At 34.6% G+C, this 24,130-nt stretch carries 16 protein-coding genes and 2 pseudogenes; 15 read left to right on the top strand and 3 right to left on the bottom strand.

Annotated features, from left to right (window positions below; all coding sequences use genetic code 11):
- Nucleotides 1-52 precede the first annotated feature (52 nt).
- The 5 genes from PYW30_RS08285 (at nt 53) to PYW30_RS08265 (ending at nt 7,986) form a co-directional block, all read left to right on the top strand.
- Nucleotides 53-1,090 carry a DUF6287 domain-containing protein gene (locus PYW30_RS08285; protein ID WP_042219565.1) on the top strand — a complete coding sequence of 346 codons (1,038 nt, stop codon included), beginning with the start codon at nt 53-55 and terminating at the stop codon, nt 1,088-1,090.
- Between the two features lie 225 nt (nt 1,091-1,315).
- Nucleotides 1,316-2,512 carry a DNA adenine methylase gene (locus PYW30_RS08280; RefSeq protein WP_042219563.1) on the top strand — a complete coding sequence of 399 codons (1,197 nt, stop codon included), beginning with the start codon at nt 1,316-1,318 and terminating at the stop codon, nt 2,510-2,512.
- A gap of 8 nt (nt 2,513-2,520) precedes the next feature.
- A complete protein-coding gene (locus PYW30_RS08275) occupies nt 2,521-3,465 on the top strand; it encodes a Dam family site-specific DNA-(adenine-N6)-methyltransferase (RefSeq protein ID WP_042219561.1) in 945 nt (314 codons plus the stop codon).
- A gap of 67 nt (nt 3,466-3,532) precedes the next feature.
- Complete coding sequence (locus PYW30_RS08270; RefSeq protein ID WP_042219559.1) at nt 3,533-5,584, top strand: AlwI family type II restriction endonuclease; 2,052 nt, start codon at nt 3,533-3,535, stop codon at nt 5,582-5,584.
- 290 nt (nt 5,585-5,874) lie between these two features.
- Nucleotides 5,875-7,986, top strand: a complete 2,112-nt coding sequence (locus tag PYW30_RS08265; protein ID WP_096822687.1) for an AAA family ATPase — start codon at nt 5,875-5,877, stop codon at nt 7,984-7,986.
- Here PYW30_RS08265 and PYW30_RS08260 read toward each other — a convergent pair.
- Nucleotides 7,935-9,134, bottom strand: a pseudogene (locus PYW30_RS08260) (IS3 family transposase). The gene PYW30_RS08265 and the pseudogene PYW30_RS08260 sit on opposite strands and share 52 nt — an antisense overlap.
- 915 nt (nt 9,135-10,049) lie before the next feature.
- Between PYW30_RS08260 and PYW30_RS08255 the strand changes: the two are divergent.
- On the top strand, nt 10,050-11,585 hold the full coding sequence (locus tag PYW30_RS08255) for a MucBP domain-containing protein (RefSeq protein ID WP_042219099.1): 1,536 nt from the start codon (nt 10,050-10,052) through the stop codon (nt 11,583-11,585).
- A 183-nt stretch (nt 11,586-11,768) separates the two neighbouring features.
- On the opposite strand, the pseudogene PYW30_RS10735 reads toward PYW30_RS08255, so the two are convergent.
- Nucleotides 11,769-12,929: pseudogene (locus PYW30_RS10735) on the bottom strand (IS110 family RNA-guided transposase).
- A gap of 375 nt (nt 12,930-13,304) precedes the next feature.
- Between PYW30_RS10735 and PYW30_RS08245 the strand changes: the two are divergent.
- The 5 genes from PYW30_RS08245 (at nt 13,305) to PYW30_RS08225 (ending at nt 19,731) form a co-directional block, all read left to right on the top strand.
- Nucleotides 13,305-13,796, top strand: coding sequence for a YcjF family protein (locus tag PYW30_RS08245; RefSeq protein ID WP_003133417.1), 492 nt, complete (start codon nt 13,305-13,307; stop codon nt 13,794-13,796).
- Nucleotides 13,797-13,989: 193 nt separating this feature from the next.
- Nucleotides 13,990-14,829: a BglG family transcription antiterminator LicT gene (licT, locus tag PYW30_RS08240; protein WP_023889892.1), complete on the top strand. Its 840-nt coding sequence runs from the start codon at nt 13,990-13,992 to the stop codon at nt 14,827-14,829.
- Nucleotides 14,830-14,907: 78 nt separating this feature from the next.
- The gene (locus PYW30_RS08235; protein WP_042219093.1) at nt 14,908-16,833 is read left to right on the top strand and encodes a beta-glucoside-specific PTS transporter subunit IIABC; all 1,926 of its coding nucleotides are present in this window, start codon (nt 14,908-14,910) and stop codon (nt 16,831-16,833) included.
- A gap of 14 nt (nt 16,834-16,847) precedes the next feature.
- Nucleotides 16,848-18,293, top strand: a complete 1,446-nt coding sequence (locus PYW30_RS08230; RefSeq protein ID WP_042219091.1) for a glycoside hydrolase family 1 protein — start codon at nt 16,848-16,850, stop codon at nt 18,291-18,293.
- Between the two features lies 1 nt (nt 18,294).
- Nucleotides 18,295-19,731 (top strand): glycoside hydrolase family 1 protein, encoded by a 1,437-nt coding sequence (locus tag PYW30_RS08225; RefSeq protein ID WP_042219089.1) that lies wholly within the window; start codon nt 18,295-18,297, stop codon nt 19,729-19,731.
- Between the two features lie 16 nt (nt 19,732-19,747).
- Here PYW30_RS08225 and PYW30_RS08220 read toward each other — a convergent pair whose 3' ends face one another.
- Nucleotides 19,748-20,479, bottom strand: a complete 732-nt coding sequence (locus tag PYW30_RS08220; RefSeq protein WP_042219087.1) for an alpha/beta fold hydrolase — start codon at nt 20,477-20,479, stop codon at nt 19,748-19,750.
- Between the two features lie 224 nt (nt 20,480-20,703).
- Between PYW30_RS08220 and PYW30_RS08215 the strand changes: the two genes are divergently transcribed.
- The 4 genes from PYW30_RS08215 (at nt 20,704) to PYW30_RS08200 (ending at nt 24,075) form a co-directional block, all read left to right on the top strand.
- Nucleotides 20,704-22,206, top strand: coding sequence for a glucosaminidase domain-containing protein (locus PYW30_RS08215; RefSeq protein WP_042219085.1), 1,503 nt, complete (start codon nt 20,704-20,706; stop codon nt 22,204-22,206).
- A 148-nt stretch (nt 22,207-22,354) separates the two neighbouring features.
- Nucleotides 22,355-23,443 (top strand): DUF4097 family beta strand repeat-containing protein, encoded by a 1,089-nt coding sequence (locus tag PYW30_RS08210; RefSeq protein WP_003133430.1) that lies wholly within the window; start codon nt 22,355-22,357, stop codon nt 23,441-23,443.
- 37 nt (nt 23,444-23,480) lie between these two features.
- On the top strand, nt 23,481-23,681 hold the full coding sequence (locus tag PYW30_RS08205; protein WP_016171039.1) for a PspC domain-containing protein: 201 nt from the start codon (nt 23,481-23,483) through the stop codon (nt 23,679-23,681).
- A 34-nt stretch (nt 23,682-23,715) separates the two neighbouring features.
- Nucleotides 23,716-24,075, top strand: coding sequence for a PspC domain-containing protein (locus tag PYW30_RS08200; protein ID WP_003133431.1), 360 nt, complete (start codon nt 23,716-23,718; stop codon nt 24,073-24,075).
- The last annotated feature ends 55 nt before the right edge of the window (nt 24,076-24,130 follow it).

Raw genomic sequence — 24,130 nt, 5'->3', positions numbered from 1 at the left:
CTATAATAATAAAATATATACTTAAAATAGTTGGATTAGGAGATTGATAAATATGAATAAATTTAAGAAATTTTTATTATGGATGATAGTTTTTTTAGCGATGGGAATCGTAACTGGATGTGATAATACTACTACAAGTAAATCCTTTAGCAAGATAAACAAAGCTTCAAATAGTACAACAAAGAAAGAAATCGATAAATCAAATGAGAAAAAATTTGAAAAACAATCAAAAATGAATCTAAATCAAATTAAAGCTGGGAACTATTCAAGCATACAAGACAATTGGGAAGAAGTTGCTATATTTGTTAATAAGCAAGATGGAAAAGGTAGTGTATGGTCGGTGACCAACTCTGATAAACTGACGGTTACAGAAAATATGATTCAAAATCTTGTTAGAGGAGATTCAAAAACATTGACGAAGACAGGGGTGTCTATTGAAAATATTAATACTCCAGTTGAGTATAAATTAAAACAGGGATATCTATCAATCACTTGTACCACTAATAATGATATCTGGTCTACATCTTTTTATCCTAAAAATGTTGAATTGTCCAACTTTGGAATGACTCCGCCACTTACCGTAGATAATAACAAGGATAGGATAGTAATAGGCTCAAAATACTATATTCAAATATTTCAACGTAAAGAAAACAAAAAAGATATTAGTACCAAATCAAAAGTTAATTTTGAATCAATCAAGAGTGGTAACTTTTCTAGTTTAATGGATGGATGGAAAGAGGTTGCGTATAACGAGCGAGGTGAATCAGGAATAGAGAAACCGTATCAAACTGAAAATAAGGTGCTAAGAAATAAGCTGACTATTGATAAATTTAAAATATGGACAAATCAGGTAGCGTTTGATACAAAGGAGATAAAATCAGATGTGGAATTGGAAAATATGATCTATCAGGTAAACGATGTTTTACAGCTGGAAAATGATATATGTAATATTGAAATTATCCCTGCAGGTGTTGAAATGAACAAAAATTATGGAGTACTACCAAATGAAATTGATATAAATAAAGATAGAATGACTATTACTTGGGATGGAAAGGGTAAGCATCCAATTGAAATATATCAAAGAGAATGATTAACGACGATAAGAACGTAAATAAAAAAATCATGTATAGTTTTTTCGCTATGATAAATACAGTTTTGGTATGAAACTAAAGAAAAAAGCTTGTTACAAAATTTGTGACAAGCTTTTTTAGTGGATATTATCTAATTTATTGTGATTGACATTTATGAATTTCCGAATAGAATTTTTTTCATAGAAGTGATATAATTAGTTCATTGTAAAAAAGGAGCGATGCCTATGATGCGCACAGCAGAACTTGAAATGGAACTAAATATAACTCGCCAATCGCTTCAAAATTATATCCGACATGGAGAGATTGAGCGTCCTAAAAAAGATAATAAGGGTTACTTATGGCTAGAACAGAATATTGAACAAGTAAAAAAGATAGTTGAGTTGAAATCAGGGAATCAACGTCACGTTTTATCATCAAATAAAAAATTAGAAATTCAAAATAGACGTTACTTAGGTAGTAAGCAAAAGATGTTAAATTTTATTTCTGAAGTGGTTTCTAAGCAAACCCAAAATGTTCAATCAGTTGCCGATATTTTTGGTGGAACAGGGGTTGTTGCTGACCTATTCTCTAAACAAGGAAAAAAAATCATTGTTAATGACTTACTTTACAGCAATTTTGTTAGTTACAATACTTGGTTTGGAAACGAAAATATTGATATGAATAAAATTGAAAAAATAATTGATGAATTAAATAGGGAAGTAGGCTTTAGTGGCTATGTAACTGAAAATTTTGGGGATCGATATTTTAGTATAAAGAATTCTCAAAAAATAGATGGAATTAGAGAATCTATTGCTGGTAATAGGGATTTAAAGCAAAGAGAAAAGGATATTTTACTTACCTCATTGATTTATGCAATGGATAAAATAGCGAATACAGTAGGACATTTTGATGCTTATCGTAAAAAGATGGATACGAATAATAACTTAGTTTTGAGAGTTCCAGATATTACTCAAAGCCATCAAAAAAATTTTATTTTTAACATGGATGCGAATGAACTTGTAAGAGAAATTGAAGCAGATTTAGTGTATATAGATACTCCATATAATTCTAGAGGGTATGAGAATGCTTATCATGTTCTTGAAAATATTGCTGAGTGGAAGAAGCCAGAAGTCGAAGGAGTAGCTCGTAAAGCTGTTAATCGTTCTGAAAAGGGCTCTGCATATACAAAATCTAAAGCTCCAGAGGCATTCCGTGATTTAATTTCGAATATAAGTGCAAAATATATCTTGGTTTCTTATAACAACATGGAGAAAAAAGGAAATTCTCGATCTAATGCTAAAATTTCAGGCAAAGAGATTTTTGATACTTTGGAAATTAAAGGAAATGTAGAGGTTTTTGAAACAGATTTTAACCCATTCACAACTGGAAAATCTGAAATAAAAAACCATAAAGAGTTACTATATCTATGTAAAGTAAAGTAGGTGATGTTTTGAAAAATCCATTTCTTAAAAGTGCTTTGAACTATACTGGTGGAAAATATCGATTATTACCGCAACTTTTCCCATTATTTCCAGAAGCAAATAAATTTGAAAGATTTATTGATTTGTTTGCTGGTGGAGGGGTTGTATCAGTAAATATGGCAAGAGAATATCAATTGGAGAATTATGATATAGGTAAAGATATTGTAGTTAATGATATAGAACCTCATGTCATAAGTTTGTTGAATTATTTGAGTAAAGAAAACATAGATAATATCCTTGAAAAAATTTATTTTTACATTAGGAAATATGGATTATCAGATACGGAAAAATATGGATATGAGCCATATTTATTAACGGATAAAAGAGATGTTAGTGCATTTAATAAAGAAAAATATAAAATTTTACGAGATGACTATAATATGTCAGTCTCGGAAGACATTGATATCTTATTCTATTTATTAATTGTGTTTGGATTCAATAATCAAGTAAGATTTAATTCAAAAGGGCAATTTAATTTACCAGTTGGGAAAAGAGATTTTAATTCACAGATGAAATCAAAACTTATTTCTTTTCAAGAAGTTTTGTCTTCTAATAATTTTGATTTTCGAAATCAAGATTTTCGGAATATTATTGATGTCAGTAAGGATGACTTTATTTATGCTGATCCACCTTATAGAATTACAACTGCTGCTTATAATGAAAGAGGTGGTTGGACCACTCAAGATGATTTAGATTTATTTGATTATCTAGATAAGATTGATTCTATTGGTGCAAAATTTGCTTTATCTAATGTAGTAGCACATAAAGGGAAAATAAATAGCGAGTTGGTTGAGTGGAGTAAAAAATATGGAAAATTTTCAAAAATTCCTTTGAAGTTTGATTATAACAACAGCAATTATCAATCAAAAGCTAAACATTCAGAGACTATTGAGGTCTTAATAAAAAACTATTAATCAGGAAATGTAGCGTTCCTGATTTTTTTGTTATAATGATACTAAATAAACAGTCAGGAGAAAATATATGAGGCTCGATAGTAATACAAGTATTTTTAATATGGGCGATACCTCAATTCGTGTAAATCAATTTGTTGAAGTGAATAAAATTATTCTTCAACAAGTTCAGAAGTTCATGTTATCTCAAGAAAGATGGGAGAGAAACACTCTAGCTCAAGAAGAATTTTATTGTAACTTTTTAGAAGAAATTGTGAAAATTGAAAGCGAGGAAGGAGTAAACTTATTTCGAGATTTTGCTCGTTCTAGAAATTACACACCTCCTTCAAAAGGGAGAGTTGGTTTACGAGGGAGAACTTTAACAAATGCGATTGTAAAGAGTGGATTGTTAGACTCTAAACGAAGAATTACTGATGTTGGTAAAAAATATTTGCAAGATAATATTAAACCTGCTGATAATATTGAAAAAATTCTAGGATTGGATGTAGATAATTTAATTTACCTAAGACAATATCTAAAGTTACGCATTTATGATTCAAAGACTGATGACTATTTTAATAACTTCAGATTTGCGATTAAATTTTTATCCAGATATGAAAACATTCCGCAAAATGATTTTTTAAAAATTGTTGAATCTGTAAAACCTAGTCAAGCCGATTTTGAAATCCAAAAAATAATAGATGATTATTCAGAAGTTTATCGAAGCTATAAAACTTTTGAAGAATACTATATTGAGACTTTCTCAACAACATTGCGAACAGAAGAGGAACTAAAAGCTGTCAAAGAAATGTTTCAAAATAAAGATTTTACGGACGAAAATTTTATTAAGTATTTCTATAATCGTGATAGTAATGATACATCGTTACTGTATAAAAAGTTTGTTCTTTCGTTAATTGACTTGATTGATAATCACAGTGAGTCTTCATTTGAAACAATAAAGCGACTTAGCCGAGATGACAAAATAAAAAAAGCTTTTAGTGAAGGGAAAATTCCATTTACGATTAGAAGAAATGATTCCATAACTACTTTCCTTGAAAATAATATCGGTAATCCACTATTAAGCAATGATAGCTACGACATTTATCTTGAGTTTATTTTTTCAAAGCATGATGATTTAATTAGAGAGTATTCTGATATGGGGAGAAGGGCATTTCAAGTTACAGGTATCATTCAATTTGATAATGGTTTAGTCAATTTAAATAGTAAGTGGCTGTTCGAACCACTATTGAATATTTTAGGAGATTCTTTTGAATTATCGGGAAGCAGTTCATATAAATCATATGAGGAAAATGAGGATAGCTCATGGTTTCAAGATTTAACGTTATCAGAAATCTTGAATATTTCTCCTGAGGATGAAATAGAACTACTCAATATTATTGGTAAAAAATTTAATACAACGGATTTAATTGTAATTTCTCAACACATTGAAGATGAAAGAGAAAAAGAATATCGTGAATTTGTAGAGTCTCATTTTCCACGAGAAAAGATTATTAATATTTTAGAAAATATTTCAGTTAGGGATGATGAATCAGTTTTTGGCTTAGTGACGGATAGTGCAACAATTCCGACAATCTATGAATATATATTGACGATTGCTTGGTATCATCTTTCAGAAACTAAGAATTTCAAATTAAGTACCTCATTTCAAGTTACTCTAGATGCAAATAAATTGCCGTTATCTCATAGAGGTGGTGGAGCTGGAGATATTGAAATTATAACGGATGAGTATGCACTTTTAATTGAAGCAACATTGATGGACATGAACACTCAAAAACGTGGTGAAATGGAGCCTGTCATTCGTCATTCAATCAATTTTGCACTTGAAAATAGCTCTATTTCTACCCAGTCTATTTTTATTGCCAATGAATTAGATAATAACGTTCTAAACGTTTTTAGAGGAACGCAGTTTATTGAATTAAATGGAACCCAACAAAATAATGGATGCTTGTCAGGTTTAAATATTTTTGCATTTACTACTAAGGAAGTAATGAATCTTTTGAAACTTAGCAAGAGAGATACAGCTATACTTGCAGAAATAAACTCAAATATTGATTCATCTCCAGTTTTAGTTAAAAATAGTTGGAGAAATTCAATAGTTGAAAAAATCATGAATGAAATATAATCAAAATAACTATGATTTCAGTTGGGGTCGTAGTTTTTTTGCAGTTTAAAATTAAAATGTTACTACAAATAAAATTAAGAGATGCAAAATGGTTAAAAACTTTTATGAAAGTGATATCAGTTGAAATAGATTTCACTAAATAAAAAATACTATCAGGACTTAACAAATGACGTTTTGAACAAAAAAACTCTTAAAATATAGATTTATCCAGTTTATGGGAAACAATAAAAAAATGTATCCGCTTTAATAAAATGTTATAATTAACTAATAAATAAAAGTGAGAGATTGAGATGATTGATACCAAAATTGATTTAACTAAAATAAAATTTAATGATGCAGATGAGCCTTTATTTTTAGGTAATGATCTTGAGCTAAAAAATAAAACTTTTATATTTGCAAAAAATGGATCGGGTAAATCTACACTGACGGATGCAATTGAAATTCAAAAAAGTAATGAATTTGATGTCCATATCTTTAAAGGGTTTGAATCTGTTTTAGGAGAAAATGATAAGTTGAATGCATTTGCTCTGGCTATAGGCGCAGGGGAGAACCAGCAAAAAATAAGAGAATTGGAGGAAGTTAAACTTGTTAAGGAGGATGAGAAAGAAAGAATAGTTTTCTCTTTAGAAGAACCTGATGGAAAAAATATAGATAATTATTTTACTAAAAGGAAAAATTATAAAAATCAGCTGGATGAAAAGGAGAAAAAGATTGATAAATTTTTTTATGAATCTGGAAAATATATTAGTCTTCATCAAAATCCTGCTCTAACCGATAATCAACGAGGATACAATAAAAAGACTTTTAAAGACGAAATGTCAAAGAAATATCAGTTGCAAGAAATTGAGGTAGCAAGAATTAAAGATTTACTAAAATCTGAATCTAGAATAATTGATAAGATAGATTTTAATAGCTCTAACTATGAAAGATATCTTATCTCTGTTAACGAGATAATTCAAAGCAAAGTTGAAGAGAAAACAAGAATTGCAAGATTAAGTTCACAAGAAAGAATCAATTTCGCTCAAAAAGGCTTAGAGATACATCAGCATGATGGAAAGAATACATGTGCTTTCTGTGGGAATGAAGTTTCAAGCAGTACCCTAGAAGAATTAGAAAGTTATTTTTCAGCAGATGAAGTGAAATTATTGAGAGGTAGGATATCTAACGGAAAAGTCCAAATCTCAAATGAAATAAAAAGATTAAAAGAAATAGATTTAAGTTCTAAAGATTTTTATCCAGAGTTCATTAGCAAAGTGAATTATGAAATTGAACAAGTGGAGGAGCAAAAGCGAGAAGTTCAATCATTCTTGGAAATTTTACTAAACGCACTAGAAGTAAAAGAGAAAAATCTTTTTTCTGAGAGTGCCAAATTAGAAATCTCCATTTGCTCTAATATAGACTTATCTAATTTCAACAAGATAGTCACCAAGAATAATGAATATTCAAACAATTTAGCTAATGAACAAAAAGAAGCTAGAGATAAGTTACGTTATCATGAAATATATAATTTGATAGAGAGGGCTCAATATCCTGTATTAGAAAATGAATTAAAGAATGCACAGAAAAATTTTGATGAATCTAAAAAGGAATATGAAGTTGAAGAAGCTAAAAAAAAAGTTTTAGAAGAAGAAATTCAAAAATTAAATCGGGAAATTTTTACATTAAAACCAATAGCTGAAAAACAAGCAGTAGAGGATATCAACAAAAAGTTACGTCTGAAAGTTCAATGGGAATTGGATTTTTGTGACGGAGATTCAGGATATTATCGAATAAAACAAGATGGAAAATATAGAGGTGTTAAGGAGCTTTCTACGGGTGAAAAAAATGTGATTGCATTTCTTTATTTTATTGAAAGATTAGAAGCAATTGATGAAAATACTAGAAGTAAAAAAATTATTGTTTTTGATGATCCGATGAGTTCCAATGATGATATGATGCAATACTTGATTATTAATGAGCTTCAGAAACTATATTCTGGAAAAGAAGTAAAAAAATTTAATCATCAAAAAGATTTTATTGTTATTCTCACACATAACATTCATTTTTATTTGAATGTTCAACCTCAAGGATATTTTAAGGATGAAAAGGGGAAAACAAAATATGATAAATGTAATTTTTATCGTATTACGAATAGAAACTTTACTCAAATATTAAGTGAGAAAGAAGACTTTAAAACGAGCTATGAATCACTTTGGATTGAGCTAAAAGATTTGTATCTATGTGGTCACAAAAATTCAATGCTTAATTCTATGAGAAGGATCATCGAAACTTATATGAAATTTAATTCAATAAATCAATCAAAGTTTTATAAGGATAATGAACAATATTTGAAACTTTTTAATGTTAATTCTCATTCTATTGATGATTTATCAGCTGGACTAATGTCAAATAATTGGACATAAAATGAGCTATATTTTCTTAAAATATTTTTCTTCCTTCTGATTTGGAGTTAAACCATTGTTGGCAGAATGAGGATTATAGTTGTTGTAGAATTGTTCGATGTATTCAAAGCAAGAGAGTTGAACCTCTTGAATGGTGTGATAAGTTCTTCGATTAATTTCTCTTTGTTTAAGGTACTTGAAAAAGACCTCAGTTACGGCATTATCATAAGGATACCCAGGTTTAGAGTAAGAAGCAAGTAACTGATGCTCATCTAATATTTTTCTAAAGGAAGCTGATTTAAATTGACTCCCTTGATCTGAATGAAAAATAATTGGTTCCTTAGGTTTTCTCTTATTTATAGCCATCTCTAGGGTGTCACAAGCAAGTTTAGCATCAATCTTATCACTTACTTTCCAAGCGATGCATTTTCTAGAGTAGAGGTCAAGAATGGCGCAGAGATAAACGTGACGCTTAGGTCCTATAGAAATATAAGTGAAATCAGTTGTCCAAACTTGATTCGGGGACTTCGGATTAAATTCTTGTTTAAGGAGATTATCAGAAGAAAATGCAGGAGAGTGTTTTGATTTAACCCGAGGTTTAATGGTCGACATTTTAGGGAGTGTCATAGACTTGAGAAGTCGTAAGATACGGCCTTCAGAAATATTAACGCCATAATCACGCAGAAGAATGATTTTAAAAGCTCTCGTTCCAATTCTTTTCTTAGCTTTCATATAAATCTCAAGGAGTAATTTTCTCAAGCGTTGATTTTCTATTTCACGCTTCGAAGGCTTCTTGTTAATGAAGTTATAGTAGGTGGAACGATTGACATGTAAAACACGACAGAGCATAACTGTCGTGTGTTCAAATCGGAGTCTATAGACTGCTTTTAATCTCACTTGGAGTTTTGCATGAATATGGCACTCGCTTTTTTTAAGATCAGATTTTCTTCCTCAAGTTGTGCATTCCTTTTTTGTAATTCTTGAATCTGTTTGGCAGTCAACACCGTATTATCTTCAAGACGAACTTGAGAGTACTGCTTAATCCATTTTGCAAGAGCAGAGACGGAGACGCCATAGTCTCTACAGAGTTCGGATTGAGTTTTACCTGTTTGATAGAGGTTGACGAGAGATTGTTTGAATTCCTCGTCGTAACGTTTAAAGCCTGACATAAAAGTCCTTTCATTTTTGTGTCTTCTTAGACAGATTATAACACACATATTTGTGTCTACTTTTATAGTATAGCTCCAAGCAGAAACATTTACTGAAGATAAAGAACAAATGATGTTGTTATTTAAACAAATTTTTGTAGAGAATAACGCTGGTAACCACTTTCATAGAAATTGGAAAGATTAAATATTATTTAGTGTTTATAACAAGAAACTTGACGCTTATAGTGGAGTATGATATTAGTTTTCTTGATTTTGGTGAAATGATTTTATTGCCACATAATTAAACTTGCCATAAATCTGCCACACTTTTCATAGATTTATTTAGATTTATAGAATATGAAAATTTTTAAGAACCTTGAATAAAAGTGATAACAGCAAAAATTTTAGAAACATGCGGAACTATAAAAATTTTTATGCTAAATTCAGCAAATAAAGCATAAGTCTTGATCTGCGAAACAATCTTTGATTGTGAGCAAACAAAGCTTAATCAGCTTTATAAATACGAATAAAAGAACGCTTGTCAGAAATGGCAGGCGTTTTTTTTATGTGAAATTAGGAGAAGGAAGTAAATAACAAACTATTTAAAAAGTTAAATATAAAACATAAAAGAAATTTTTCAATGCTTTGTTTTATGTGTCAATGAGAAAACAAGAGTCAACAAAATGTTAATTTTACTGACTCTTGTTTATGTTTGTTACTATAACGTAACTCAAGTATATCACACTTTCATGATAAAATGTAGAGGTACTACTTTTTAATAGTAATCAATTTTAGGATGTTAGATAATAATATAAATGCCTTAATTTCAACCTTTAGTGGCATTGTGTGTCGAGAAAATTAACATTTTACCAACACTCTAAAAGCTGTAAGTAGACAGTGAAGTTTTAAATTAAAATAATCAGCAAAGGAATATTAATGAAAAACTACATTAAAAATCAAGAAAAGCGTATTTCATTTTATAGCTTATTTAGAGGTATGAAGAAAATCCGTATAGCGGTATTACTTTTCATTAGTGCAGTGTTGTTATTCCCAAGTATTATTGCACAAGCTCAGGCTTCTGCTTATGTAAATGCGAATACATCTTATGCGCAATCAACATATCGGCAAGAACCAATTGATGATTCCGGTAACAGACAACTTGTCTGGAGTCTTAGAGTAAATAAAGATAATCCTGAAAATATTAATGTTAAAACAACAACACTCACTGAAGATTCTTTTACAGTCAATGACTATATTGATGGCTTTATATTAACAAACTACGGAAAACTTGCTTCAGTACCTACTGTAAGCCTCTCATCTTCAAACTTGTATAAAATACAGTACTCTATTGATGGAGTAACCTTTACTGACAGTGCTCCAGCAAATTTAGAGTTAGTAAAAGCATTTAATGTATTAGTGGAGGGTACAATTCCTAAAAAAACCTCTATTGTAACAACTTTTTCTGTAAAACCAATTATGGAAGCAATTCCAGATAATAAGGGTGTTGTTGCTGTTAAGCATACATATAGATACGGTAGTAGTACATACGAATGGAGCCCCTTGTATTTTAGTCCGTTTACTGACAAAGCCGCAGACCTTACAGTAATTTATCAGGACGAGAATGGTAAAGAATTACATGCGCCACAAACAATTTCCGGCAAACTTGGAGAAGCTTATGATACTACTACCTCTCAATATCAACCTTCTATTGATGGTTATACATTAGATGAAAGTAAGTTTCCTGCTAATGCCAAAGGTACTTTATCTGACCAAGCTCAAACGGTAACTTATGTGTATACTAAGAATCCAGTCAAAGCCGCAGATGTTGCGGTAAATTATGTAGATGAAGATGGAAACGCAATTCCTAGTGTTTCTCCGCAAACTATCAGTGGTAATGTAGGAGATTCCTATGATGCTACTACGGACGTATATAAGTTAACAATTGGTGGTTATACTTTAGACGAAAGCAAGCTTCCTACTAATGCGAAAGGTACTTTATCTGATAAAGCTCAAAAGGTAACTTATGTGTATACTAAGAATGAAATACCTAATATTACTGGGATAGTTCTTGCTAAATATGTAGACATAGATGGAAACAAAATCTCAGAAGATATTGTGAAATCAGGAACTGTTGGAGAAGGCTATAGTACTGAAAAGAAAAAAATTAAAGGTTACACTTTCAAAGAGGTTCAAGGTAATATAACTGGTCAATTCACAGAACAAATTCAAACCGTAACTTACGTGTATACTAAAAATAAAGTGAATCCGGTGCTCCCTGAACCAAAACCTGAGAAGAAATCAGATTCTAAGGATAAAAACAATAATAAAGGAACAATATCTACAACACAACACGCTTTACCTGCCACAGGGGAGAATGAAAGAATGACGATGATGAGCATCATCTTAGGACTAATCCTTATAGCTTTGGCTACAGTCGTTTCTATCTTCCGCTTTAAGAAAGCAAATAAATAATACCAAAAAGAAGTTATGAGATATAACTTCTTTTTTCTTATCAAAAAATTAAAAACTATATTAAAAATCAAGAATAAGGTGTCTTGAAACTAAAAGGTTTAACAAATAGTTGAAGGCACACAAAAAGTCTTGCAAGAGTGCAAGTTTAAAAAATTATTTTTTGTGGAGGGAGGGCGGATTTATTTAGGCTAGTTTGTTTTCATCAAAGGTTTGATTAGTTTTGAGGAGATGAAAAATTACTCGAATGAGCTTCTTAGCAGCGTGAGAAATGGCTACGTAATAATGCTTACCTTGACTTCGTTTCAGGGCGAGGTAGGTTTGGAAATGCGGTGAGAAGCGACATACACATGTTGTTGCGAGCATCAGTGCATAACGAAGATAAGGAGAACCTCTCTTGACCATACGCCCTGTAGTGTCTAAGGTTCCAGATTGATAAATGGAAGGTTCAAGTCCTGCATAGGCTTGAAGTTGAGCAGGATTCTTAAAGTTATTGATGTTCTTAATTTCAGCTAAGATGGTAGCACCTAAGCGTTCTCCAATACCTGCAATTGAAGTAATAGGAGAGTCGAGTTCGTATAAAATTGAGTTGATTCGGTTTTGAATTTCATCAATTTGGCTTGTAAGATGTCTAATGGTTGCGATGAGTTGAGTCAATTCCAGTTGTAGAGCGAATGATGGATTTCCGATTGTATCTTGAGCAGCTTGTTGGATTTGATTAGCTTTATCTGCTTTTAAACGTTTGATTTTGAGCAACGAATTAAAATGTGCATGTCTAATCTTTGAAGCTGAGGGATATCTTGTGAGAAGCTAATAAACGTATTGATTGTGAGGACTTGTCACGATTTTCGCTAGTTCAGGAAAGATAATATCTAATACACGAACATACAAAGTTTTGGCCTTAGAACGGTCATGTATGAGGCGGTTTTGATATCGTGTTAATTCTTTGAGTTCACGCATTTGAGGTTCGACGATAAAGCGTTCAGAATAAGAGTCATTGAGTAATTTTCGAGCAATTACAAGGGCATCCTTTTTATCTGTCTTGGATTTACGGAGTGTCTGTGATTTGACAAATTCTTTGATAAGCAATGGATTATATGTAAATACAGAGTAACTTAACTTTTGAAGAAATGCAATGAGGTTATCACCATAATGTCCGGTGTCTTCAAGAGCGATATGGATTTCAGAAATTGGATTTTCGAGAGATTCCAAATGGTCTTTTAAAATTTGAAAACCTTGAGAGGAGTTTTCAAAGCGTAAGTTTTTTGTGATGATTTCACCTTGGTCTTCAAGAATTGCGAGATCATGTTTGAATTTAGAAACATCGATTCCAACATAAAGTGTCATATAGTTCTCCTAGATAAAATTTAGCTCACAGTGATAACTCCACGCACTTTTTGTCTTGTAGCCATATTAGATATAAAACGTCTAGCGTTATCAAACTAATTACCAATTGAACAAAAAGCTGTGGCTAGAGCCATTCACTAATCGTCAAGCGATTGGAGTTGGGAACTAATCCACAGCTATCTACTTCAAGTTTAACACTTGAGCTTTAGCAGTAGCGAACTGCTTAATATAAATAAATGAAGGCAGTTTGAGTCAAAAATTTGAAAGAAAATGTTAAACTTAAAGAAGAGCAAAGCTCCTCTGTTTCGCAGGATAAATCTGCTATTTAGAGTGATACCGCTCAAACCATCAATAGTGAAGAAAAGAGGGGGAGAGATGATAGGGATAAAAAAACGTAAGAATACCGAACTTTCAAAAGAAATGAACGGACAAATACCTCAAACGGTGAAAAAATCTATAAGCAGTGACAAAGCTTCTAAGGTTCATAGAACCATTCATGGGGCCTCAATTACTGCTGCAGGTGTAGGCGCTCTACCGATACCTATTGCCGATGCCTTAATTTTAGTACCTATTCAGTTAAAGATGCTGAAAAATATTTATAAAATTTATGACGTCAAGTTCAGTGATAAATTTGTTGTAAACTTTATAAGAGTGACATTGATTCCGTACATCGGAAGATCGTTGGCTACTTTGATTCCAGGTGTAGGTAGTGTGGTCAATGCTTCAATAGCTGCAGCAATTACTGAAGCGATTGGCTGGAGTGCAGCAGCTTCTTTAGAAAAAGGCATCGACATTACGAAAGATACCGAAAAATTTGAAGGAATACTGACAGATACACTCAAAACTTTGATTCAACAAAAAAAATAAAAAAAACGGCTAGGCTTAGCCGTTTTTTTTATTTTAAAATTTATCCTTGACAAGATTTTGATAATACAGTATACTAATATAAAAGCGGTTTCATAAAAACGGATAGTGATTATTAAGTTAAGCTAGACCTTATCGTACTCTATTTTTGTCATAGGGGCGATAGGGTCTATTTTTGTGAAATGAGGGGAAAATTGTGGAAATCAGAAAAATCCTAAATAATAACGTGGTCATAGCAATTAATAGCAGAAATGAAGAAATCATCCTTATGGGGCTGGGTATTGGTTTCAAGAAAAAAATAGGTCAAGCAGTTGAGGTTGATAAAATCGAAAAGATTTTTGGCCTAAAAGCCAGCTCGGATATACAGAGCTTTTCGGAGATTTTAAATGAGATACCGAGTACTATTATTGAGCTGTCGATGGTGACTTTGTCTGAGGTTAAAGTTAAATTTGATAAAGAAGTTTCAGACACAACGCTTGTTGCTTTTGCGGATCATCTTCATGCAGCACTTCTGCGGACCGAAGAAAATATCTCAGTAAAGAATTTCCTGCTTTGGGATATTAAACGTTTCTTTCCAGAAGAGTTTAAAATCTGTCTGAAAGCATTGGAAAAGGTAAAAGAACAATTCGGTGTAGAACTGCCAGAAGACGAAGCAGGATTTCTGACCATGCATATCGTGAACGGTACACTTGGTACTGGTCATGAGTACGCGATGCAGTTGACTAAGCTTATGGAAGAAATTTTAACGACATTAAAGTATACCTTAAAAATCACCTTTGATGAACAAGATATTTACTTCCAACGTTTCATTACGCACCTCAAATTCTTTACGGAGCGAATTTTAGCTGGGAGTGCCAGAGTAGAAGAAACCGATAAGGAACTTTTTGCTCTTATTATGCGCAAATATCCCAATGCTTATCTTGGCACACGTAAAGTGAGCGAATTTTTAAAGCAAACAAGGGATTATGAAGTCTCAGAAAGCGAACAGATTTATATGACCGTGCATTTGGCACGTATTTTGGAGAAAATCCAATAAAACTAAACTTTGGTAACAAATGGATCGTGACATTAAGTTGGCGAGACCTCTAAAAAATATATTATTTGGAGGTTTGTGATGGGCAAATATGAAGCTCTTGCAAAAGACATTGTAGCAAATGTGGGAGGGAAAGAAAATATCCTCTCATTGACAAATTGTATTACGCGACTACGCTTTAAGTTAAAAGACGAAAGTATCGCGAATACAGAAGTACTGAAGAAGATGAATGGTGTGGTCACGGTCATGCAAGCCGGTGGACAATACCAAGTCGTTATTGGGAACCATGTTCCTGATGTCCGCGCTGATGTGGATAATATTATCGGCAAGCTAGAGACAGATTCTTCTCAGACAAAAGCCACAGGAAATATCTTCGATAAGTTTGTCGAAATGATTTCGGGAATTTTCCAGCCTATTTTAGCACCTTTGGCAGCAGCAGGTATGATTAAAGGATTGAATGCGATTTTGTCCTTTGCACTGGGTGCAAGTTTCCAAGCATCTTCAACCTATGCTGTCCTTAATTCTATGGGCGATGGACTTTTCTTGTTCTTACCAATCTTTATCGGCTATACCGCGATGAAAAAATTCAACGGGTCACCCTTTGTTGGGATGATGATTGCCGCAGCCTTGGTTTACCCTGGATTTGTGGATGGAGCAGTTACTAAAACCTTCGCTGAGAGTGGGGGGCTAAACTTCTTTGGAATACCATTTTCAGTGCCAGCAGCAGGTTATGGTTCATCCGTCATGCCGATTATCGCTATTACAGCTTTTGCGGCTTTTCTTGAACAACAGCTCAAGAAAATTATCCCTGACGTAGTGAAACTTTTCTTAGCACCTTTCTTTACAGCTTTGATTGCAATTCCTTTAGGTTTCCTAATTATTGGACCAGTCATGAATATTGCTTCTGATGCTTTAGGAAAAGGGCTTATTGCCTTGCAAGGTTTCAGTCCCATTATCTTTGGACTGGTGTTAGGTTTTACATGGCAAATTTTGGTTATGTTTGGCTTACACTGGGCAATCATTCCTTTTGCCATCATTTCTTTAGCGCAAGGTGAGCCAACTGCATTACTTATTGCAGCATCAGGTGCTTCATTTGCTCAGACTGGTGCAGTGGGGGCAGTGATGTTGAAAACAAAAGACAAACGATTACGTGAGTTAGCAATTCCTGCATTCATTTCAGGATGGTTTGGCGTAACAGAGCCAGCCATCTACGGGATAACACTTCCAAAGAAACGTCCTTTCTGGGCTTCGTGTGTGGTAAGTGGTATTATTGGTGCTTTTGCTATGGGATTGGGCATAAAAGGTTACACAATGGGCGGCTTAGGTGTCTTTAGTTTCACAACAAATATCAGTTTAGATGGTGATATTTCGGGAGCAGTTAAGATGATCATTTTAGCAATCATTGGTGTAATTGCAGGCTTTGTTTTGACATGGATTCTTGGTTTTGAAGATGAAAGCTCAGAGGAAGAACAACCAAAAGAAGCAACAAAAAGTCAAAAACGTGTATCACAAGAAGCAGGTGAAGAACATATTGCGACTCCTTTAGAAGGCAAGGTCCTTCCATTATCTGAAGCCAATGATGCAGCTTTTTCAGCCGGTGTTATGGGTAAAGGAGCAGTAATTGAGCCGACACTTGGTGAAGTTTACGCACCTTTTGATGGACAAGTGATGACCGTTTTTCCTACAAAACATGCTATAGGTTTAATTTCAGATCAAGGAACAGAGCTCCTTATCCATGTCGGTATTGATACAGTGCAGCTGGAAGGGAAATATTTTGAATCCTTCGTTTCACAAGGTCAAAAGATTCAAAAAGGCGATTTATTGCTGAAGTTTGATATGGAAGCTATTGAAGCTGAAGGTTTCAGTACACAAGTACCGATTATTGTAACCAATAGCAGTGATTTTGAGGATATTGTAATAACTGACAAGACAGTTATTCATAAAGCAGAAGAGTTATTAACAGGGCTTGTAAAAACAGCGGATGACTTGGTCGTTCAGCCAGTATAAAAAAGGAGATGGAGATGAGCTTTAAAAAAGACTTTTTATGGGGCGGAGCTATCGCGGCCAATCAAGCAGAAGGTGCTTATAATGTTGGCGGTAAAGGACTGTCTGTGGCTGATATGAAAACTGTAGGTGGAAAAAACAAGGAACGTCATTTTACACCTGTGCTTGATGAGGAGATATATTATCCCTCACATCGGGCGATTGATTTTTATCATCATTACAAAGAAGACATTGCTTTGTTTGCGGAAATGGGCTTTAAAATATTCAGACTGAGTATAAACTGGTCACGAATTTTCCCTCAAGGAGACGAAACTCAACCTAATGAAGAAGGTTTACTCTTTTATGATCGTGTGTTTGATGAATGCTTGAAACATGGCATTGAACCATTGGTTACACTCAGTCACTTTGAAATTCCACTGGGCTTGATGGAAAAATACGATGGCTTTCTAAGCCGCGAAACCATTGATTTCTATGTGAATTATGCCAAAGTATGTTTTGAGCGCTACAAAGATAAAGTCAAGTATTGGATCACTTTTAACGAACTTAATTTTGGCTCAATGCCCCACGGGGAACTTACGGTTTTAGGCCTTCATCCACATGGTGATTTTGCGCTTAATGCGATTCCAGAGGATGAGCATAAAAGATTTCAAGCCTTGCACCATACTTTTATTGCCAGTGCAAAAGCAGTAATTGAGGGCCACAAGATTAATCCAGAGTTTAAGATTGGCTGTATGATTGCGCATTTGACCATGTACCCTCTTACACCAAACCCAGCAGATGTCTTGCAAACCAAAGAATACGATCTTCTTGTGAATAAGTTTGTCGGTGATGTTCAAGTCAAAGGAAAATATCCTGCGCTCATCGAAAAATACTTCCAAAATAAAAATATTGACATTCATAAAGAAAAAGGTGATGATGCGCTGCTCCGAGAAGGAAGGGTTGATATGTACACTTTCAGTTACTATATGACACTTTGCGTAACGACTCAAGAAGGGGCAGAGCCTTCGATGGGGAACTTGATGGGTGGTGCAGCAAATCCTTACTTGGAAGCCAGTGAATATGGTTGGCAGATTGATGCTACCGGTTTGGAGTATACTCTAACTGACTTGTATGACCGTTATGAAATCCCACTCTTTGTCGTCGAAAACGGATTAGGCATGGAAGACAAGGTTGAAGCAGATGGGACAATCAATGATGATTATCGTATCGATTATTTCCAAAAACATATCCAGGCGATGAGCCGCGCAGTTGATAAAGGGGTTGACCTCCTGGGTTATACACCTTGGGGCTGTATTGATTTGGTTTCCGCAGGGACTGGAGAAATGCGGAAACGTTATGGCTTTATCTATGTGGATATGGACAATGAGGGTAAAGGAACATTAAAACGTTCCAAGAAAAAATCATTCGACTGGTACAAAGAAGTAATTGCCTCAAATGGCGAAAATATTTTAAGGGAGAAATAAAATGACATTTAAAAAAGATTTTTTATGGGGCGGCGCCACAGCTGCTAATCAATTGGAAGGTGCCTTTGATATGGATGGGAAAGGACTTTCTGTCGCAGATGCGATGCCGGGCGGAAAAGAACGCTTAGCAATTCTCAATTCACCAGACTTTGATTGGACCATTGATGAAGACAAGTATGTTTATCCCAACCACAAAGGGATTGATCATTACCATCATTTTAAAGAAGATATTGCTTTATTCGCGGAGATGGGTTTTAAAGCTTATCGCTTTTCTGTGGCCTGGTCCCGCATCTTTCCGAAGGGGAACGAAAGTGAGCCTAATGAAGCCGGTCTGAAATTCTACGACCAACTGATTGATGAATGTTTGAAATACAATATCGAACCTGTAGTCACAATTTCTCACTATGAAATGCCACTTCATCTTGCTAAAGAATATGGCGGATGGAAAAATCGTGAATTGATTGAATTCTATGTTCGTTATGCAAAAGTTTTGTTGGAACGTTATCAGGACAAAGTCAAATACTGGATGACTTTCAATGAAATCAACTCTGCAACCTTCTTTGCAGCTCTGAGTCAAGGTTTAGTGCCTTCAAATGGTGGAAATGACAAAAAGAATGTCTTCCAAGCTTGGCACAATCAGTTTGTTGCAAGTGCTTTAACTGTAGAATTTGGTCATGCCTTGAACAAAGATTTGCAAATCGGCTGTATGAGTATTTATTCAACCACTTATGCCTTTGATGCCAATCCTGTGAATCAGATAGCTGCTCAACAAAGTATTCAAGAATTCAATTACTTCTGTAATGATGTGCAAGTCCGAGGGGAGTATCCTGTCTTTACACATCGCTTGCATAAGAAATATGGGATTAAAACAGAAGACTTAGAGATTACGAAAGAAGATTTGGACACCTTGAAAAAAGGAACAGTCGATTACATCGGTTTTAGTTACTATATGTCAACTGTAGAATCCAAAACCCAAGAAGGGGTTGAAGCAAGTGGAAATATGGTACTCGGGGGTGTAAAAAATCCGTTTCTGAAAGAAAGTGAATGGGGATGGGCCGTTGATCCTGATGGCTTACGCTATGCCTTAAATGATCTTTATGGGCGTTATCAGCTTCCCCTCTTTATAGTAGAAAATGGCTTAGGAGCTATCGATAAAGTCAAAGCTGACGGTAGCATTCAAGATGATTACCGTATTGACTATTTACGTCGACACATTATTGCTATGGAAGAAGCAGTCGGAGATGGTGTTGATGTGATGGGTTATACACCTTGGGGCTGTATCGACCTTGTTTCTGCCTCAACCGGTGAAATGAGTAAACGTTATGGTTTCATTTATGTGGATTTGGATGATAAAATCCAAGGGACAGGAAAACGTTCTAAGAAAAAATCTTTTGACTGGTACAAGGAGGTCATTGCATCTAATGGTCAAAGACTTTAAAAATAAAAAAACCACTTCAAGTGGTTTTTTTATTGAGGGATTTATTAAGAGGAGGTTTCCAGGTATCCTCTAGAAAATGTCGGACAATCCGACTAAAATTTGTGGGACGAAAATAGAAACTTAGATGGCTGCCCCCAGGAATGATAAAAAACTGACTATTAGGAATGTGCCTTGCAATATCATGAGCATGGGCGGTTTTCACCACGTCAAACTGGCCATTGATGACAAGTGTGGGAGCTGTTATATTTTCTAATTCATTCATATTTTGAAGCACATCTTCCAAAAGAAGTTGCAAAGCAGGTGAAGGTCGACGCAGTAACTGTGCACAAAAGTTGAGTGATTTTACGGTGAAGCGTACCAAGCCATAAAGTCCAGCATAAGTGGAATTGCCAGCGTTTAGGATTAAACGATGTACACGTGCAGGATACTTGCTGGCTAGAAGCATTGCAATATTTGCGCCATCACTGAAACCAAGGAGATTGATGGCTTGCAAATTTTCAGCTTGCATCACTTCAAGTACATCTTGCATTAAACGATTAAAACTAAGTTTTTTTCCGCGAAAAAGACTTTTTCCATGACCACGCGTATCGATTGAAATACAAGTATATTCACCCTTTAGTCTTTTGATAAGTCGTTTAAAGATATTACTATTTTGTGAGTTGCCGTGCAGCAGAAAAAGCGCAGGACCTTCACCTTCAACTTTATAGTAAATTTTCACCTTATCACTTGTAATAATATATTTTTCCATGATTTTGTCCTTAATGTTAGTATAGCAGATTAGCCGTAGAAATGGGGCTTTGTAAAATAAATGAAACAACTGTAAAATAATCGCACATATTGGTTGAGTTAGATAATAATTTTTGTTAGAATAAAGTGACCTATCGATTTATTAAAAAAAGATTATAAAAAAAATAGAAAGTTTGATTGATTTGAGGAGATGAAATTAACAATGGCGGAAAAAAATATAAATATATGAAAGTAAAGGAGCGCAAAGCTCTACCAAAGGTCGCTCTAAGTGCAGCGGCAGTATTAGGTGTCGCTGCTTTTGGTGCAAATGCGCATGCAGATAGTGCAACAAGTACTGCATCAGATATCAAAGCGGTGACGAATTTGGACACTCTAGCTCTGAATTCAGAGGAAAACATGGTTGAAGCTGGGGATAATGGGCAGTTGGAGAGTAGTGAAACAGAAAATTCAACAGATTCAACAGATCCAACAAACCCAACAGATCCAACAGATCCAACAGATCCGACAGATCCGACAGACCCAACGGACCCAACAGATCCGACAAATCCAACAGATCCCACGGAACCTGAAAAACCCGTGAATCCAGAGAAACCGAAGCCAGAGAAACCAAAACCTTCTCAGCCAAAGCCATCAACGCCAAAACCGAGCACACCAGCACCAACTCCAGCTCCAGCTCCGTCTGCACCTAACTATAATTACGTTGCTCCCGTCTATTCTGGAGCCAACTATACAGCACAGGATGCGGTAACGACTTATAAACAGGCAAGTACAGATGGCGACTTGAAATTTAATAAAACAAATATTGCAGTACCACCATTGACAAAAATTAACACTACAACTGCTGAAGATTTTATCAAAAGTATTGCCCCTCGTATTTCACAACTTGCAGGCCAAAACAATCTCTATGCTTCTTTAATTATTGCGCAAGCTATTCTGGAATCTGGCTACGGACATAGTAATGTCGCAGCAATCTACCATAATTTATTTAATATTATCGGTGCATTTAATGGACAGTCCGTAACAATTTCGTCTGGAACTTACCGTGCCTATGAAAATTTTGACCAATCCCTTGTAGATTACATTAATTTGATGTTGCATGGAACAACTTGGAACAGCAAGATTTATGCTGGAAGCTGGAAGGTAAATAGTGCCAGTGTGGAAGACGCAGCACGTTCATTACAAGGTATCTTTGCTACAGATCCAGAGTATGCCGCTAAGCTTATTCAAATTATTAAAGAATACAACTTGACCCAGTATGACGATATTGAAAACTTGTCAGAGGAGTTTAAAAATCTCGATGCTCCTGCAAGCCCCTTATTGGAAGCAATGCCGAGTGATTTGAAATTCCCAGAATATGATGGGAAACAATACCCAGGAGCCTCAAGCTATGCCTGGGGAAATTGTACACAATATGTGTATAACCGTATCTTCCAACTGGGCGGAAAAATTGGCCAATTCATGGGTAATGGTGGCGTTTGGGGTTCAAGCGGCGCCGCACAAGGTTACTATACAACAACTATTCCACAAGTGGGCTATGCGGTAAGTTTCCCACCGGGCGTAGCTGGAGCTTCTGCTGAGTATGGTCACGTTGCTTTTGTGGAAAAAGTAAATAAGGATGGTTCAATTCTTGTTTCCGAAATGAATGTTAAAGGACTTAACGTTGTAAATTATCGTACGATATCAGCAAGTGATGCAAGCTTATCCACATATATTCAACCTCAAAAATAAAAAAAGGTTCGTAAGAGCCTTTTTTTGTCCTTTTGAAAAAAGTTAAAGAAAAAAATCAGTCCAAAGACTGAGATTATCCACAATAAAGTATGGGATAATGTAAATATAGAGATTGACAGATCTCAGTTCTATAACAGGAGGAACAACAATGAATAAAAAAGATAGAATTATGGACTTGATGCGTCGGGGGATCATCACTGAAGACGAAGCATTAGAGTTGCTTGACAAATCAAATCCTATGGCTGAAGAAGGCCACAGCGAAAATAAAGAAAAATTTAACTACACAGATACAGAAGGATTTGTTAACCACGAGGTTGACTTTATGGACTCCTTCAAAGGTATCATGGACCAAATCGTAACAAAAGGAAAAGTGGTGTTCAAAGATGCTTCGAAAGCAATCGATGATAATATCGACTTCTCTAAAGGTTTTCCAAAAGTAAAATCGACAGTAAAAACTGTGGAAAAAGATATTGAAGGTGACTTTCATTCCGTTAATTTAGACATTAAGGCTGGTAAAATTTCCGTTTATCCTGGGGAAAATGCTCATGTAAAAGCTGAATACAGAATTTACGGTGCAGTAGACCAAGAAAAAATTGATGAATATCTGGCTGAAAAAACAAAACTCGAAGTTAGCGACGGTGTTTTAGAGATTACGACATCTGATAGCTTGCGTACAGCTGTGAATTTGGAACTTTACTTGCCTGAAAAAGTGTACGAAACTTTTGATTTCAAGTTTGCACATGGGGATATCAAAGTAGAAAAAATCGCAGTGGATAACTTGGAAATTGATCAAGTCAATGGTGAAGTTGAACTTGTGGAAACAACCAATAAAGATATTAACGTAACTATTAAAAATGGTGAAATTAAAGTTTTAGATGGTTCAACAAATGTTTTGAAGCTAAATTCAGTCAACGGGAACATCCGAGTTACATCAGCCTTTGAAGATGGAGATGTCAATTTGGTCAATGGGAATATTCTCTTGACACAAAACCAAGATACACCAAGAAAATTAATGGTGAAAAATGTCAATGGCGATGTGAAACTTTCTGTACCAGAATATCTCGGCCTCGTTGGACATGTACGGACAGTATTTGGTGGCTATAAAACACGCTTGAATTTGGATAATCCTTTTGAAGCGAGTCGTAACGGTGCGGCAGTCGTTCGTACTGGCCCAGATACTTTAACCTTTGAACTCGAAACAAAATCAGGAACAATCTGGCTTAAAGATATTGACTAAGCAGAAATCCTTCCAAACTTTTTAGAAAGGAAAACATATGTCTCAAAGACAACTTACAAAATCATCAAGTAACCGTATGTTTACGGGGACCATAGCAGGCGTAGGCGAGTATTTTGGCTTAAGTCGTGATATAATTACACTCATGCGTATTTTGTATGTGTTCTTCGCTTTAGGAAGTTTTGGAACACTTGCACTTGTATATATCGTAGCGAGCTGGCTAATACCTAGCCCTCATTAATCATTCGAAGGACAGCTTCTAGAAAGGAAAGAAAATGTCTCAAAAACAATTAACAAAATCATCAAACAATCGAATGTTGACGGGTACGATTGCAGGTATCTGTGAATACTTTGGTTGGAGCCCTGACATCATTACTTTTGTACGTATCTTGTATGTCCTCTTAGCTTTCGGAAGTTGGGGAAGCCTCATTCCTGTATACTTTATTGCCAGTTGGATTATTCCAAGTGCTGGAAGTAATGCTGGGAGACAAAACTACCGCAGAACAAATGAAGAAAACTGGTCAAGCTATGCGGACCGTTGGCAAAGCAAATCTTCATCTCACTCATCTGGCCGTAAGATGAAAGAGGCTGAGCCAGTTGAAGATGAAAAAAAAGATGATTGGTCAGATTTTTAAAATATAATAATTCCGAATTTCCTAAACTCCTAATAATATAAATGAAAAAAATAAA

The organism is Lactococcus garvieae subsp. garvieae (assembly GCF_029024465.1).
Lineage (GTDB): Bacteria > Bacillota > Bacilli > Lactobacillales > Streptococcaceae > Lactococcus > Lactococcus garvieae.
The sequence above is the reverse complement of the archived record's forward strand: the minus strand, read 5'-3'. Positions and strand labels throughout refer to the sequence as shown.

Excerpts from the sequence above, each read along its gene's own strand:
- PYW30_RS08235 (WP_042219093.1), top strand. The coding sequence starts at position 14,908 with ATGGGCAAATATGAAGCTCTTGCAAAAGACATTGTAGCAAATGTGGGA.
- PYW30_RS08210 (WP_003133430.1), top strand. The coding sequence starts at position 22,355 with ATGAATAAAAAAGATAGAATTATGGACTTGATGCGTCGGGGGATCATC.
- PYW30_RS08230 (WP_042219091.1), top strand. The coding sequence starts at position 16,848 with ATGAGCTTTAAAAAAGACTTTTTATGGGGCGGAGCTATCGCGGCCAAT.
- PYW30_RS08245 (WP_003133417.1), top strand. The coding sequence starts at position 13,305 with ATGATAGGGATAAAAAAACGTAAGAATACCGAACTTTCAAAAGAAATG.
- PYW30_RS08215 (WP_042219085.1), top strand. The coding sequence starts at position 20,704 with ATGAAAGTAAAGGAGCGCAAAGCTCTACCAAAGGTCGCTCTAAGTGCA.
- PYW30_RS08225 (WP_042219089.1), top strand. The coding sequence starts at position 18,295 with ATGACATTTAAAAAAGATTTTTTATGGGGCGGCGCCACAGCTGCTAAT.
- PYW30_RS08220 (WP_042219087.1), bottom strand. The coding sequence starts at position 20,479 with ATGGAAAAATATATTATTACAAGTGATAAGGTGAAAATTTACTATAAA.
- PYW30_RS08200 (WP_003133431.1), top strand. The coding sequence starts at position 23,716 with ATGTCTCAAAAACAATTAACAAAATCATCAAACAATCGAATGTTGACG.
- PYW30_RS08280 (WP_042219563.1), top strand. The coding sequence starts at position 1,316 with ATGATGCGCACAGCAGAACTTGAAATGGAACTAAATATAACTCGCCAA.
- PYW30_RS08255 (WP_042219099.1), top strand. The coding sequence starts at position 10,050 with ATGAAAAACTACATTAAAAATCAAGAAAAGCGTATTTCATTTTATAGC.
- PYW30_RS08265 (WP_096822687.1), top strand. The coding sequence starts at position 5,875 with ATGATTGATACCAAAATTGATTTAACTAAAATAAAATTTAATGATGCA.
- PYW30_RS08285 (WP_042219565.1), top strand. The coding sequence starts at position 53 with ATGAATAAATTTAAGAAATTTTTATTATGGATGATAGTTTTTTTAGCG.
- PYW30_RS08205 (WP_016171039.1), top strand. The coding sequence starts at position 23,481 with ATGTCTCAAAGACAACTTACAAAATCATCAAGTAACCGTATGTTTACG.
- PYW30_RS08270 (WP_042219559.1), top strand. The coding sequence starts at position 3,533 with ATGAGGCTCGATAGTAATACAAGTATTTTTAATATGGGCGATACCTCA.